Genomic DNA, 13,057 nt, shown 5'->3' with positions numbered 1-13,057 from the left:
ACTGCGCGCATGACAGGTCTGACAGCCGAACTCGTGGTCGATGGTCGTGGCCCGCAGACCCCGGCGCTCGCCCCGAACGGGCGCCTGCTCTGCTACGTCCTGGCTCCCATCGGCCGGACCGGTGACCACCTCGACACCGAACTCTGGCTCGTACACAACGATGGCGCCGTCGCGTCACGCCGGGCGACCGGCGACACCGCGACCGAGTCCCAGCCGTGCTGGTCGGCCGACTCGGAAATGCTGTTCTTCCTGTCCGACCGCGCCGACCGCGGTACCCCGCAACTGCACGGGCTCACCCTCACCGACGGCACGATGACCACGTTGACCAGTTGGCGCGGCGGCGTCCTCGACCACCTGCCGCTCAGCAACCCCAACCTGGTCGCTCTGCTCGCCGAGGACGAACCCACCGAGCAGGACACCCTCCGTGCCCGGGACCGTCATGACGCCATTGTCGTCGGCAAGGGCGAACCACGTGCTCGGTTGCGCCTGCTGGACCTGCGCACCGGCCGGGTCACCACCCCGAGTGTGTTCGGTGATCGGCACGTCGTGGAACTGCGGCAACGTCCCGACGGCGGCCCACTGGCCGTGCTGACCTGGGCCAGCGCTGACAACGACTACGGTCCGCGCACCGGCCAACTGCACCTATTCGACCCCACGACCGGGACCGTGGAGAACCTCGGACCGGTCGACGTCGACGCGCGATCTCTGACCTGGTGGCACGGCGCAGACGGTTGGCACCTCGGATACATCGCGCTCACGCCACCGGGACTGCAGGCCGGCACCGCCGTGTTCGACCTGGCCATGGAGAGCCGCGTCCTGCGCAACCGCACCGCTGGTCTCTCGATGTGCCCCACCGAACTTCGCCAGACCGACGCCGCCCCGCTGGTGGTGCTCGCCGACGGCCTGAACACGACCCTGTCTCGGCTCGACCCCACCGACCTCACGACACTGTCGCATCACCCTGGACGCCTCGACAACCTCACCATTACTGCTACCGGCGACGCAATCGCGCTGCTCACCGGCACCCGCTATCAGCCCCCGAACGTTCACATCGGAGCGCCAACCGGGCCGCTGCGAAGGATCACCAACACCCGGCCGGAGCTGGACGGCATCGCACTCGGCACTCAACAGCCGCTGGCCTACCGCGCCGCCGACGGGCTCGACCTGGACGGCTTGCTCGTACTGCCGGTCGGAAGAACCGCGTCGGAGGGCCCGTTCCCGCTGGTAACGATCGTGCATGGAGGCCCGTACGATCGCTACGCCGATCGTTGCCAGCTGTTCTGGTTCCCCAGTGCGCAGTGGCTGGCCGCCGCCGGCTACGCGGTGTTGCTGCCCAACCCGCGCGGCGGCCAGGGCCATGGCCACCAGTTCGCCGCCAGCGTCGCCGGTCGGGTCGGCCAGCAGGAGTGGACCGACATCCTGACCGGCATCGACCTCCTCATCGCCGAGGGCATCGCCGACCCTGACAGGCTGGGCATCGCCGGCTGGAGCCACGGCGGCTTCATGTCCGCCTGGGCCGTCGGCCAGACCGACCGCTTCCGCGCCGCGCTGGTCGGCGCCGGCGTCGTCGACTGGGGGATGCTCGCCGCGACCGGGGAGAACGGCCAGTTCGAAGCCGCGCTCGGTGGCAGCACCGGCTGGTCCGGCATCGGACCACACCCACACGACGCGGTCAGCCCGATCTCCTTCGCCAGCAACATCCGCACTCCGGTGCTCATCCTGCACGGCGCCGAGGACACGAACGTTCCCCTCGGACAGGCCGTGTACCTCCACCGGGCGCTGCGCCACTTCGACGTCGAGCACGAGTTCGTGATCTACCCGAGAGAGGGCCACTCGATCCGGGAACGCCACCACCAGATCGACGTCCTGCACCGGACCCGCGCCTGGTTCGATCGCTGGCTCTGACCCTGATCGGGGGCGCGTGGATCAGATGTTGTTGCTTCCCGACCGGTCGTCGCTGACGACAACTCGCCGCCCTGACCCGTCGGCGGACCTCGACCGCGGACGGGCCACGCACGTCTCGTGAGCAAATAGGCTGGCAGTGCCGGCCGTCGTAGCTGATTCAGGCGACATCCCGGCCCAGGCAATCGGCGTGCGTGGTGATCCACGTAGCGTCGCGTTGGTAGAGCTCGACGTGACGGCGAATGTCCTCCTGTCCCTGAACAGCCCGCGCCTCGGTGAAGGCGGCGAGGTCGTGTAGCCGATGGACTGCGACCTGGAGGATGCGAGCAGGATCTTGCTCGGAGCCGTAGGCACCGCAGAGCAGGCGCAGCCGACGTGCCCGCTCGCCCAGGTCACTGTCGATTGCGTCGCCGTTGTCGGGATGGGCCAGCGGCACCAGTCGGTAGGCAAGGTAGGCCAGATCCCACGATCGGGGACCGGGCGAGGCCGTGTCCCAATCGATGACGCCGGTCAGTCGCCGGTCGCTGAAGACCATGTTGTACGGCGCGAAGTCGTTGTGACAGATGACCTCAGCTGGCTGTCGTACCGGGAACTGCCATACTCCGCCGACGGTGTCGAAGCTGGCGCTGGCGTGGTGAAGGCGTGCGAGGTAGACACCTGCGTCGGTGAGGACGCCATCGCTCCAGATCCAGTCCGGCAACGGGTACTGCGGCACGAGGCCCGGCAGGTACGAGACGCTGTCGCGTCCGTGCTCATCGGTCCCGAGCGGTTGCGGAGCCCAGGTGCCGCCGCGCTCACGCAGGTGCCGTAGGAGGCGTTGAATCGTCGGGCTCCACGCCCCGGCGGTCCGCCGGACAGTGGCACCGACACGTGTTGCACCCCCCATGTTGCCGCCGGGTAGCGCTTCCTCCTGCTCGCCGACTGCGTTCGCGCTGTGGTCATTCATGCCGACATCCTCAGCGCGTGTGGGCCGCAGAGCCACCGCGTTCCCGAGGCGAGGCCGAAGCCCGGCGGAGCCAATTACTGGATTGTTATTAACAACGATCCAGTAATTACCTGGGACGAAAGGTGCGAAACGTACATGCATCATAATGACAGTTATGCTGCCTAACGACTGGGGATGGTGTAAGCCCCAGACAAGCCAACTGTCCTGTCCCGACGGGCTTGATGCGGACCGCTGCCGGTGAGGCGTCTGCCAGGATGACTTCCTCGATCGGTGGGGCGTGCTGTGCTTTTGCGGTCATGGATGGAGGAACGGCGTGGGCGTCGTGCGGGGGCAACTGCTTGACCACGTCGCTGACATGGTTCCGACGATCCTGGACCTTGCGTGGCGGACCGCCGCGCCGGGCACGGTACTCATCGTCGACGGGTTGTTCCTGCACCGTGACGAGCTGGTGCAGTTCTGGGACCTCTCCGTCTTCCTTGACGCGCCGTTCGCGGTCACCGTGGCACGGATGGCTCGACGCGACGGCTCGCATCCGGATCCCGAACATCCCAGCCTCGGCCGCTACGTCGGCGGCCAGCGGCTGTACTTCGCCGCCTGCGCGCCGCACGAACGCGCGGACGTCGTCATCGACAACCAGGATGTGACCCGACCGGTCCTCGCCAAGGCCGACATCGGTCGACGATGATCGGGATGAGTGAGAACGAGCCGAGCCGGACCGCTGGTTCTCATGGGCAACTTGATCGGCGTCATTCGGTGACTTAGGAGGGCGGATCGATGAAGTTTCTTCTCACGTCGTCGGGCATCTGCAATCCGAGCATCTCCGACGCGCTCGTCGACCTGCTGGGCAAACCGATCGTCGAGGCCACGGCCCTGTTCGTCCCCACCGGTGTCTACCCCTTCCCCGGCGGAGGCGAGAGGGCGTGGAAGGCGATCCACGGCCGGCCTTCGATCCCGCTGTCCCAGCTCGGTTGGAAGTCCCTGGGGGTGTTGGAGCTCACCGCGCTGCCGACCATTCGAGAAGAGAACTGGGTCCCGGCGGTCCGGGGGGCCGATGCCCTTCTGGTCTGGGGCGGCGATGTGCTGTACCTGACCTACTGGATGCGCCAGTCGGGCCTGGCCGACGTCCTGCCGTCGCTGAGTGACACGGTTTATGTGGGGGTCAGCGCCGGGAGCATCGCTGTCACCCCGTACAACTGCGACGCCGAGTTCGACAGTCAATTCGTCCCTGACGGCAGCGACATGGCCCAGGGTGCCGACCGGGCGCTGGGGCTGGTGGATTTCACGCTCTACCCCCACCTCAATCATCCGGACATGGAGGACACCGACCTGTCCGACATCCAGAGGTGGGCGTCCAAGATCCCGGTCCCGACGTACGCCATCGACGACAACACCGCCATCAAGGTGGTCGGTGGCACCGTCGAGGTCATCTCCGAAGGAGACTGGAGACTGATCAACCCCTGACCGGGACGTCCCTCCAGACACCGACGCGAGCGCTTGCTGGTCACCGGGTTGCGGGGCGCCTGCTACCGCGGCAACCGCACTGCTCCTGATGCTTCAGATCGAGTTGCGATACCCGTCGGGTACGACGCCGCAGTTTCGGCAGGCCCTTCCGGGGCGGGAATCGTCGTCGCCGCAGACCAGGCATCGTCCGGCCAGGTCGACCCCTGCGGCGTACGCATCGAGCACCCGCTCCACCACGATCGAGAGCTCCCCGGTGGGATGCTTCCGCGGATCGGGGCAGTAGGCGATGTCGTGGCAACCCCACGAGTCCCACGGATGCGGAGTGGTGGGGGTTCGTCGGCCCGCCTGCTTCTGCAGTCGCCGCTGGGCCGCGAAGGCGACTGCCCTTGCCAGCACCAGAGCGCGGGCTGTCTCGAGTTCACCGAGGGCCCGGACCAACGACGGGGGATCGCCTTCAACGTCGCGGGGGATGCGGTGCCGGGTTGCCAGGTGGTGCCAGGTGGCGTGGAAGCCGTACGGCGCGAAGTGGTAGAGGCAGTCCCGTAGATGCGACCGGCGCCGTCGAGGGCTGAGGCTCTCGTCCCGCACCCGGCGGGCGGTCGCGGGGAAACTGGTCATCTCAGGATTATCGCTACGAGCGGCCGTACGCGGCGCGGGCCTGGGCTACCTCGGCGGCCTCACGTTCACGCCACCGGCGCTGAGCCTCCCGGTTGCAACTGCGACAGACCCGACGGTACCGGCCGGTGGCCGGGTCGAGCTCACGGTCGTGTCCGTTGCGGCACTGTGCCGGCTGGTTGCGGCTGCGGCAGGCCTCGGCCCGGCTGAGCTGGCGCAGATGTGTCGGCTCGATACAGTCGGCGGCGGCACAGGTCTGGTCGACGTCGAGGGCGGGGTCGTACCCGCCGACGAGGACGACGTACGCGGCAATGTGCGCCCACGCGCGGCCAGCGACCTTCTGGTGCACCCCGCGTCGCCGCCCGTAACCTTCGATGACCAGGCAGCCGTTCTCGGTGCGGTGTGAACGCTCCAGCAGGTAGGCGCGCAGCGACTCCTCGGTGTGGTACCGGGACAGACCCTTCACGGCTGAGAGCACATTGTCACCGTACCCACGGCACCCAGCATCGTCGAACGACGCTTGCCTGCCTGCTCGACGGCCAGTCGGCGTCACCGACATTCTTCGAGTTCGGTGACGCCGACGACCGGCTCAGGTGCGGATGCGGTAGTGCAGGGAGGCCACACCGTTGCTGAATCGGCGATTGCTCAGTAGCTCCAGCTCAAGGCGGGTGCCGCTGGGCAGCCCGGGCTTGCCTCCGCCGGTGAGGATGGGATGGATCAGCAGGTGGCACTCGTCGATCAGCCCGGCCTGGAATGCCTGCGCCGCGAGGTGTGCGCCACCGATGGTGAGGTCACTGGTGGCCGAGGCTTTCACGGCGCGTACCGAGGCGGGGTCGAAGCTCCGTTCGAGCCGGGTGTTGGCGGTCGAGGTCGCGTCCAGCGTTGTGGAGTAGACGATCTTGTCCGCTGTCTGCCAGACGTCGGCGAAGTCGGCAGTGAGCTTCGATCGCGACGCGAGGGAGGGCTCGGTCTCCCAGAGGGCCATCGACTCGTACAGGCGCCGGCCGTAGAGGTAGGTGCCCATGGGCCGGACCAGGTCGGTGACGAACGCGAAGTAGTCGTCGTCGGGTGGGGTCCAGTCGAAGCGGCCCTGTTCGTCCTCGATGTAACCGTCGAGGGACACGTTCGTCACGTAGATCAGCTTGGCCATGGCGCTACACCTCGACGTCGACTGCGACGGGGTGGACATTCCTCAGTGCCGCGTCCAGCTTGGTGAAGGCCTCGTTCCAACCCTGATGGGCGGGACCAAGCACCCGCCCCGGGAGCCACTGACGGATCTCGAGGCGCGTCCGTCCATCGGCCTCGTCGTGGAACTCGACCCGCATCCTTGTCTCGTGCGGCTCAACGCCCTCCGGCAGGTGCCCGGTGACGTGCGCGACGCCGTCGAGCAGTTCGCCGTCCACGACGTGGGTGAGGTCGATGTGGACCTCGACTCGAAGGCCGGGTTGGCTTGGAAAGACCTCGGTCCACCGCTGGTAGCCGCCAGGCCGAACGTCGAACTCCATCTCGTCGCGGGGCAGTGAGTTGCCGATCGGTCCCCACCATGCCGCCAGGTGGTCCGGGTCGGTGAACGCTCGGTAGACCAGCTCCCGTGGCGCGTCCACCACTCGCGAGATGACGATTGGCGGCTTGTCGCTGTCCATCAGTTCTCCTTGTCGTGAGCCTTGCTCGGGGGTTCCCGGTCGGGAAAAGCCGAGCCGTGGGCCGTTCGGTCCGCGGGGCGGCCGGCGGCCTGCACTGCCGTGAGGTGGGCGTCGAGGCGGGTGAGGGAGGTGTCCCAGATCCGCCGGTAGCGGTCGATCCACTCGGCCGCTTCGCGCAGCGGGGCGGCCTCGATGCGACTCATCCGCAATTTCCCCGACCGGGTGCGTGAGATGAGCCCGGCGCGCTCAAGCGCCTTGAGGTGCCGCGACACCGCCGGCATCGAGATCGGTAGCGGAGCGGTGAGCTCGGTGACCGTGGCGTCGCGGTCGGCCAGCTCGGCGAGGATCGCCCGTCGAGTCGGGTCGGCGAGCGCCGAGAACACCGCGCTGAGTTGATCGCTGCCAGACACCAGAGCCTCCCAGTCACTTAACCAACACGTTAAATGTAGTGCGGGATGAACGCGTGTCAACACGCCGAGGCATCGCTGCGGTCAACGGACCGCCGTAGCGCGCGTCGATCACTGACCCCAGGGCGGTAGCCAGACCTCGATGTCGGGCGACTGCACTCGCCGGGAGGCGAGGTAGTCGCGCAGCGCCCGCAGCGCGGGATGGGGGTTGTCGTCGCGCCAGATGAGTGACATGGGGTAGACGGGCGCCGGGTCGCGCACCGGTACGCGCCGCAGGTCGTAGCTGTCCGGCCACAGGTACCGGGTGCGAACGCCGGCGAGTGTGGCCAGCTCCGCTGAGTCGGCGATCTCGGCCAGCAGCGCCTCGTTGCCAAAGACCGGCCCGACCAGGTCGATGGTGAGGCCGAACGCGGCGGCGAGCTCGTCGTAGTAGTCGGCCCATTCGGTGCCGGGGGCCATGCCGGGCATCCAGATGCGGTGCTCGGCGAGCTGCGCGGGCGTGACGGTGCGGGCGTTGGCGAGCGCGTGGCGGGGGCCGACGAGCAGTTCGTGGTGCTCGTCGATCACGCGGGTGGTCCTGATCGCGGCGGGCAGGTGACGCGCGGCGACGGTGACGGCGTGGAAGGTGGCGTCGATCGTCCCCACCTCGACGGCCGCCATCGCGGCGTGTACGTCGGCGTCGAGGGTGACGACGTCCAACTCGATGTGGGGATGCGCGCGGTGGAAGTCCTGCAACAGCACCGCTGGTGCGATCCGTCGGCTGTGCACGTCGACGCGCAGCGCCCGTCGGCCGGGGCGTACGGAGGCGTCGGCGCGCGCCTCGGCCCGGAGCAGTTCACGGGCGTGCGGCAGGAAGGTCTGACCGTCGACGGTGAGGTGGGTGCCGCGCGCCGTGCGGGTGAACAGTCGTACCCCGAGGTCCTTTTCCAGTGCGGCGATGCGCTTGGAGACGGCCTGCTGGGTGATCGACAGCGCCGCGGCGGCGTCCTGGAACTGGCCGGCGTCGACGGCGGCGACGAAGGTGCGGACGGCGTCGAGATTCACCCGGCAAACCCTACTGACACAACCTCGGGTTGTGGCGCGCCGCTCATGCGGTTGTTTGATCCCTCGTCACTGGGCTTGCTTTGATCGCGCGGTCAACGACGGGTTGTCGGAAGCGGGAGGTGCGGGCTTGTCCACGAGGAGGGCCATGGGGCGGCGGTTCGGCTGGTTGTGGGCGTCGTACGCGGTCAGCGCCTACGGCTCGGGGCTGGGTTTCGGGGCGTTGCCGCTGATCGCCGTGCTGGTGTTGCAGGCCAGCCCCGCCCAGGTGTCCGTGTTGGCCGCGCTGGGGCCGGCCGTGGGCGCGCTGATCGCGTTGCCACTCGGGCCGTGGGTGGAGTTCCACCGCAAGCGGCGGGTGATGATCGCGATGGATCTGGCCCGGTTCGCGGTCCTGCTGACGATCCCCGTCGCGTACGCGCTGGGCCGGCTCAGCTTCGGGCAACTGCTGGTCGTCTCGGCAGTGCTCGCCACTGCCAAGATCGCCTTCAACGCGGCCAGCGGCGCCTTCCTCAAGGCCCTCGTGCGGCCGGACGACCTGCTGGTGGCGAACGCGCGGTTCGAGTCGACGACCTGGAGCTCGATCGCGCTCGGGCCGCCGCTGGGCGGTGCCGCGGTGGGACTGTTCGGGCCGGTCGTCACCGTCGTGGCCGACGCGCTGAGCTACCTACTCTCGGCGCTGGGCCTCACCGCCATTCGCGGCACCGAAGAACGCCCCCGTCGCACCGGCGCGGGCCGGGTCCGGGCCGGGGAGCTGTTCGACGGCTGGCGGCACCTGCTGACCCACCCCGGTCTGCGGGCGCTCTACCTCAACCAGTTGCTCGTTGCTGGGCTGATCATGGCCACCGAGCCGCTGCTGGCAGTGCTCCTGCTCGGCGAGCTGGGCTTTCCGCCCTGGCAATACGGCCTCGCCTTCGCCGTGCCCTGCGTCGGCGGACTCATCGGGTCACGCCTGGCCCGTCGGGTGGTGGCCCGCCACGGCCAACACCGGATCATCCGCACCGTGGGCACGCTGCGCGCGATCTGGCTGATCGGCCTCGCGTTCGTCCAACCCGGCGTGGTCGGTCTTGCCACGGTGATCGTCGTCGAGTTCGCGATCATCATCAGCATGAGCCTGTACAACCCGGTGCTCGCCACCTACCGCCTTCAGCAGACTCCGAAGGATCGCATCGTCCGTACCCTCTCTGCCTGGTCGATCGGCAGCAGCGCGACGATCGCCATCCTCAGCGCGCTCGGTGGGCTGCTCGCGCAGGCCACCAGCCCGCGTACGGCGATCACGGTCGCCGGGCTGGTGATCTTCGCGAGCCCGCTGCTGCTGCCCCGGCGCCCGGACGCCGATCGGGCGGCACCGGAGCGCTCCGCATGTGTCTCTACGATCGCGTGATGTTCCAGCCGACCTACCCGATCCGCACCGCACGGCTCACCCTGCGTCCGGTCACGATCGACGACCTCGACGACGTGTACGCGTTTCAGCGCCGACCCGACGTCGTCCGGTGGATGCTCGGCGCGGAGCCGCGTACCCGTGAGCAGTCGCGGGTTTCGGTGCTCGCCATGGCGGGCGAGGACGCGTGGCGCGCGGAGGGTGACTGCCTGACGGTGGCTGTGGTCACCGACGCCGGGGTGATCGGGATCGTGGAGTTGGTGTGGCGCAGCCGGCTGGAGCGTACCGCCGAACTCGGCTTTGTCTTCCACCCCGACCACGGCGGTCGCGGGTTGGCGACGGAGGCCGCCACGGCGATGCTGGCCTGGGGGTTTGCCGAGTTCGGGTTGCACCGGGTCTACGGGCGGTGCCACGCTCGCAACACCGCGTCTGCCCGGCTCATGGCGCGGCTCGGCATGCGGCAGGAGGCACGGCATGTCGAGAGTTACCTGTTCCGGGGGGAGTGGGCAGACCAGCTCGTCTTCGCGATCCTGGAGCGCGAGTGGCGGGCCGGGACCCGCACGCCGCCGTCGTGATCGTCCGTCACGGCGACGTGCGGATCAGGTGGACACCTCAGGCCTGGCGGCCGAGCCACTCCCGATAGGCGGTGGGCGCGATGACGGCGTCGTCGCCTGCGATGAGGACATCGCCGGACATGGCGGCGAACATGCCGGCGCCGTTGTCGGTGGTGACGGTGCGCTGGTCACCGCGGGCGGCGAGCGTGATCCGCCCCAGCTCGTCGAGGGCGAAGACGTCGGGCCCGGCGACGTTGCGGATGCCCTGCAACGGCGCGCCCATGCTGACCTCGGCGACGGCCTGCGCCACGTCGGCGGCGGCCATCGGCTGCACCGGCGTGCTGGGCAGGCGGACCGTGGTGTCGTCGGCCGTCCAGGACAGGATCGACTCGACGAACTCGAAGAACTGGGTGGCCCGGACGATCGAGTACGGAATGGGACCGGCCGTGAGGATCTCCTCCTGGAGGGTCTTGGCGCGGTAGTAGTCCAGGTCGGGCACCTTGTCGACGCCGACGATGGAGAGGATCACCGCGTGGCGGACGCCCGCGCGAGCGGCTGCGGCCAGCAGGTTGTCCATGGTCGTCTGGAAGAAGGCGGGCGAGGCCTCGTCGAAGGTCGGCGAGTTCGTCAGGTTGACGACGACCTCGGCACCGGCGAGCCCGTCGGACAGGCCCTGCCCGGTGAGCAGGTCCACCCCGGTCGACGGCGACAGCGGCACCGCCTCGTGCCCCGCGGCCTGCAGGATCTTGACGACCTGCGACCCGATGAGGCCGGTCCCGCCCAGTACGGCGATCTTCATGCCATGCACCTTCCCGTGACTGTGTGGCCCGACTGGCTGAGGTTCAGCCGTTACTCGGACCTTCCTTGTCCGAGTAACTATACTCGGACACAATGAGTCCGAGTAACGGGGTGGCTAGGGTGATGTCATGAAGATGTCCGGCGGGGTCGAGTGGGCGCTGCACTGCTGCGTGGTGCTCACCGTCAGCCACACGCCCGTTCCGGCGGCCAAGCTGGCGGAGCTGCACGACGTCTCCAGCAGCTACCTCGCCAAACAGCTCCAGGCGCTCGCCCGCGCCGGCCTGATCCACTCCGTGCAGGGCAAGTCGGGCGGCTACGTGCTGACCCGCGCACCCGAGAGCATCACCCTGCTCGACGTGGTCCGGGCCGTCGACGGGCCCGGCCCGACCTTCGTCTGCACCGAGATCCGCCAGCGCGGCCCGTTCGCGACCCCGGCCGACGCCTGCACCACGCCGTGTCCGGTGTCGCGCGCCATGTGGGCGGCCGAGGACGCGTGGCACCAGGCGCTCGCCGCGGTCACCATCGCCGATCTCGCCCGCGACGTCGACGCCACCTCGGGCCCGGAGACCCTGGTCGGCATCCAGGCCTGGCTGACCGGCGGAGCCTGACCCAACCCGCCAGCGCCGGGTGAACACTGTCAGCCGGTGTGGCGTACCTCGATGTCCCAGATCTGCGCCCACGGACGCCGCAGCCCCCGGCACACGTGGATCGGGCCGCCGTTCTCCTCGTTGTCCACCTCGACGCGCTGGTCCACCCGCCCGGCGAGGGTGCACTGCTCGAACCAGGTGGTGAGCTGGTCGGGGCGCTCCCAGCCGACGGCGATGACCACGTCCGCGTCCGCGGGCGGCCGACCGAAGTCGACCATGCTGTTGTGCCCCGAGTACGCCCGGGGCAGACCACGGGCCGGCCCGTAGCGGGCCACGGCACCGGCCTCGCCGTAGTTGCCGGTGAGGACGACCGCCCGCGAACGCTCCTGCGGCGGCAGCCCACGGTGGACGGCCGCGAGAGAGTCGGCGAACTCCGGCCAACCGATCGTCTCGCCTGCGTCGTAGTTGACGTCGACCACGAAACCGGGCAACCGGTCGGCCGGCAGCACCGGCAGCAGCAGCACGACGTTGGGCAGCAGGAACGGCACCACGCCCAGCGTGAGCAGCCCCCGACGCCACCAGAGCGACCCGCGCGAGGCCCATGCCACGGTGACCAGCGCCCCGGCGGCGGTGAGGACCAGCAACAGTGGCGCGTCGTAGTAACCCTTGCCGCCGGCGATCAGCACGACGCCGACGACGACCACCCAGGCCCAGCCCACCGCCCGGTAGGCCCGCCACGCCGGTCGGCGTAGCAGCGCGACGAGGCCGGCGATCCAGATCGGTACGGCGTACGGGCTGATGATGACGAAGTGGAGGGTGAATGCCTCCAGGCGGCCACTGTAGGAGCTGTCACCGTCGGAGATGGAGGCCGCCACGCCGAGCTGCGGGAAGCCGTTGGCCGCCTGCCAGATCAGATTCGGCGCGGCCAGCAGCACGGTGATCCCGGCGGCGGCGAGCACCCACCGGTCGCGCAGCAGCCGACGCGGCCCGGCGATGAGCACCCCGGCGACCAGGCCGACGGCCAGCAGCGCGGGCAGCAGCTTGCTGAGCATTCCCACACCGAGCGCCAGCCCGATGCCCAGCGCCCAGTGGCTGTCACCGGTGCGCAGCAACCGCACCGCACACCACGCCGCGACCAACCAGACCAGCAGGTCGACGGTGGTGGTGCTGAGCAGGTGACCACTGGCGAGCACGATGCCGGAGAGCGCGGCGAGCACCGCCGCGAAGAGCTGCCCGCCCCGGCCGGCGCCCAGTTCCCGAGCGATGGCGGCGACCAGCAGCACCGCACCGCCGGCCAGCACCGCCGACGGGGTACGCAGCACCACCAGGTTGCCCGGGGCGATCGTGTCGAGCAGCCGGGCCAGCACCGGGACCAGGGGCCCCTGATCGACGTAGCCCCAGTCGAGGTGCCGACCGGCGAGCAGGAAGTACAGCTCGTCGCGGTGATAGCCGTAGCGGCCTGCGAGAAGCAGGAGCGTCACTGTGGTCGCAGCGGCCACCAACCACGGGCCACGGGTACGAATGCCGGGCTCCGGCGGCCGCCCCGACGGCGGCGACTGGGTCGGCCGCTGAGGTCGGTCGATCTCGATCGCGGGCTCGCTCACCCGCTCATGATGACCGGCGACGTCGCCGCGTGGGTGCCCCTACCGGCGTTCGGCACTGTCCCGAATGCGGGTGGCCGAGGCGGGTGCGAAGATCAGCTTTGTCACTTGGACCGAAAGG

Annotated in this window: 15 protein-coding genes; 6 read left to right on the top strand and 9 right to left on the bottom strand. The window is 69.3% G+C overall.

What is annotated here, in order from left to right:
• Positions 1 to 9 precede the first annotated feature (9 nt).
• Positions 10 to 1,905, top strand: coding sequence for a prolyl oligopeptidase family serine peptidase (locus tag AB0C19_RS20840; RefSeq protein WP_357187740.1), 1,896 nt, complete (start codon positions 10 to 12; stop codon positions 1,903 to 1,905).
• A gap of 157 nt (positions 1,906 to 2,062) precedes the next feature.
• Here the strand turns inward: AB0C19_RS20840 and AB0C19_RS20835 are convergent, their stop codons facing one another.
• The gene (locus tag AB0C19_RS20835) at positions 2,063 to 2,848 is read right to left on the bottom strand and encodes an aminoglycoside phosphotransferase family protein (RefSeq protein WP_357187739.1); all 786 of its coding nucleotides are present in this window, start codon (positions 2,846 to 2,848) and stop codon (positions 2,063 to 2,065) included.
• Positions 2,849 to 3,161: 313 nt separating this feature from the next.
• Between AB0C19_RS20835 and AB0C19_RS20830 the strand changes: the two genes are divergently transcribed.
• Complete coding sequence (locus tag AB0C19_RS20830; protein WP_357187737.1) at positions 3,162 to 3,533, top strand: hypothetical protein; 372 nt, start codon at positions 3,162 to 3,164, stop codon at positions 3,531 to 3,533.
• Between the two features lie 89 nt (positions 3,534 to 3,622).
• Entirely contained in the window at positions 3,623 to 4,309 is a 687-nt protein-coding gene (locus AB0C19_RS20825) for a Type 1 glutamine amidotransferase-like domain-containing protein (RefSeq protein ID WP_357187735.1), read from the top strand.
• A 93-nt stretch (positions 4,310 to 4,402) separates the two neighbouring features.
• On the opposite strand, the gene AB0C19_RS20820 is transcribed toward AB0C19_RS20825, so the two are convergent.
• The 6 genes from AB0C19_RS20820 to AB0C19_RS20795 all read right to left on the bottom strand — a co-directional run bounded on the left by AB0C19_RS20820 (position 4,403) and on the right by AB0C19_RS20795 (position 8,018).
• Entirely contained in the window at positions 4,403 to 4,927 is a 525-nt protein-coding gene (locus AB0C19_RS20820; protein WP_357187733.1) for a hypothetical protein, read from the bottom strand.
• Between the two features lie 13 nt (positions 4,928 to 4,940).
• Positions 4,941 to 5,402 carry an HNH endonuclease gene (locus AB0C19_RS20815; RefSeq protein ID WP_357187731.1) on the bottom strand — a complete coding sequence of 154 codons (462 nt, stop codon included), beginning with the start codon at positions 5,400 to 5,402 and terminating at the stop codon, positions 4,941 to 4,943.
• Positions 5,403 to 5,513: 111 nt separating this feature from the next.
• Positions 5,514 to 6,074, bottom strand: a complete 561-nt coding sequence (locus AB0C19_RS20810; protein ID WP_357187729.1) for a dihydrofolate reductase family protein — start codon at positions 6,072 to 6,074, stop codon at positions 5,514 to 5,516.
• 4 nt (positions 6,075 to 6,078) lie between these two features.
• Positions 6,079 to 6,567, bottom strand: a complete 489-nt coding sequence (locus AB0C19_RS20805; protein WP_357187727.1) for an SRPBCC domain-containing protein — start codon at positions 6,565 to 6,567, stop codon at positions 6,079 to 6,081.
• Complete coding sequence (locus AB0C19_RS20800; RefSeq protein ID WP_357187725.1) at positions 6,567 to 6,977, bottom strand: metalloregulator ArsR/SmtB family transcription factor; 411 nt, start codon at positions 6,975 to 6,977, stop codon at positions 6,567 to 6,569. Before AB0C19_RS20800 ends, AB0C19_RS20805 begins: the two co-directional genes overlap by 1 nt.
• Before the next feature lie 108 nt (positions 6,978 to 7,085).
• Positions 7,086 to 8,018, bottom strand: a complete 933-nt coding sequence (locus AB0C19_RS20795) for a LysR family transcriptional regulator (protein WP_357187723.1) — start codon at positions 8,016 to 8,018, stop codon at positions 7,086 to 7,088.
• Positions 8,019 to 8,145: 127 nt separating this feature from the next.
• Here AB0C19_RS20795 and AB0C19_RS20790 point away from each other — a divergent pair, with 127 nt between their 5' ends.
• Positions 8,146 to 9,399 carry an MFS transporter gene (locus tag AB0C19_RS20790; RefSeq protein ID WP_357187721.1) on the top strand — a complete coding sequence of 418 codons (1,254 nt, stop codon included), beginning with the start codon at positions 8,146 to 8,148 and terminating at the stop codon, positions 9,397 to 9,399.
• Positions 9,399 to 9,971 (top strand): GNAT family N-acetyltransferase, encoded by a 573-nt coding sequence (locus AB0C19_RS20785; RefSeq protein ID WP_357187720.1) that lies wholly within the window; start codon positions 9,399 to 9,401, stop codon positions 9,969 to 9,971. Before AB0C19_RS20790 ends, AB0C19_RS20785 begins: the two co-directional genes overlap by 1 nt.
• A gap of 37 nt (positions 9,972 to 10,008) precedes the next feature.
• Here the strand turns inward: AB0C19_RS20785 and AB0C19_RS20780 are convergent, their stop codons facing one another.
• The gene (locus tag AB0C19_RS20780; RefSeq protein WP_357187718.1) at positions 10,009 to 10,749 is read right to left on the bottom strand and encodes an NAD(P)H-binding protein; all 741 of its coding nucleotides are present in this window, start codon (positions 10,747 to 10,749) and stop codon (positions 10,009 to 10,011) included.
• A 127-nt stretch (positions 10,750 to 10,876) separates the two neighbouring features.
• Here AB0C19_RS20780 and AB0C19_RS20775 point away from each other — a divergent pair, with 127 nt between their 5' ends.
• Complete coding sequence (locus tag AB0C19_RS20775) at positions 10,877 to 11,356, top strand: Rrf2 family transcriptional regulator (RefSeq protein ID WP_357187716.1); 480 nt, start codon at positions 10,877 to 10,879, stop codon at positions 11,354 to 11,356.
• Between the two features lie 29 nt (positions 11,357 to 11,385).
• On the opposite strand, the gene AB0C19_RS20770 is transcribed toward AB0C19_RS20775, so the two are convergent.
• Complete coding sequence (locus AB0C19_RS20770) at positions 11,386 to 12,939, bottom strand: glycosyltransferase family 39 protein (RefSeq protein WP_357187714.1); 1,554 nt, start codon at positions 12,937 to 12,939, stop codon at positions 11,386 to 11,388.
• Positions 12,940 to 13,057 lie beyond the last annotated feature (118 nt).

The sequence above is a fragment of the Micromonospora sp. NPDC048842 genome (assembly GCF_040649935.1).
In the GTDB taxonomy this organism is placed as follows: Bacteria; Actinomycetota; Actinomycetes; order Mycobacteriales; family Micromonosporaceae; genus Micromonospora; species Micromonospora hortensis.
The sequence above is the reverse complement of the archived record's forward strand: the minus strand, read 5'-3'. Positions and strand labels throughout refer to the sequence as shown.

Coding starts and splice junctions, on each gene's coding strand:
- AB0C19_RS20840 (WP_357187740.1), top strand. CDS start 10: ATGACAGGTCTGACAGCCGAACTCGTGGTCGATGGTCGTGGCCCGCAG.
- AB0C19_RS20835 (WP_357187739.1), bottom strand. CDS start 2,848: ATGAATGACCACAGCGCGAACGCAGTCGGCGAGCAGGAGGAAGCGCTA.
- AB0C19_RS20825 (WP_357187735.1), top strand. CDS start 3,623: ATGAAGTTTCTTCTCACGTCGTCGGGCATCTGCAATCCGAGCATCTCC.
- AB0C19_RS20820 (WP_357187733.1), bottom strand. CDS start 4,927: ATGACCAGTTTCCCCGCGACCGCCCGCCGGGTGCGGGACGAGAGCCTC.
- AB0C19_RS20810 (WP_357187729.1), bottom strand. CDS start 6,074: ATGGCCAAGCTGATCTACGTGACGAACGTGTCCCTCGACGGTTACATC.
- AB0C19_RS20805 (WP_357187727.1), bottom strand. CDS start 6,567: ATGGACAGCGACAAGCCGCCAATCGTCATCTCGCGAGTGGTGGACGCG.
- AB0C19_RS20785 (WP_357187720.1), top strand. CDS start 9,399: ATGTTCCAGCCGACCTACCCGATCCGCACCGCACGGCTCACCCTGCGT.
- AB0C19_RS20780 (WP_357187718.1), bottom strand. CDS start 10,749: ATGAAGATCGCCGTACTGGGCGGGACCGGCCTCATCGGGTCGCAGGTC.
- AB0C19_RS20775 (WP_357187716.1), top strand. CDS start 10,877: ATGAAGATGTCCGGCGGGGTCGAGTGGGCGCTGCACTGCTGCGTGGTG.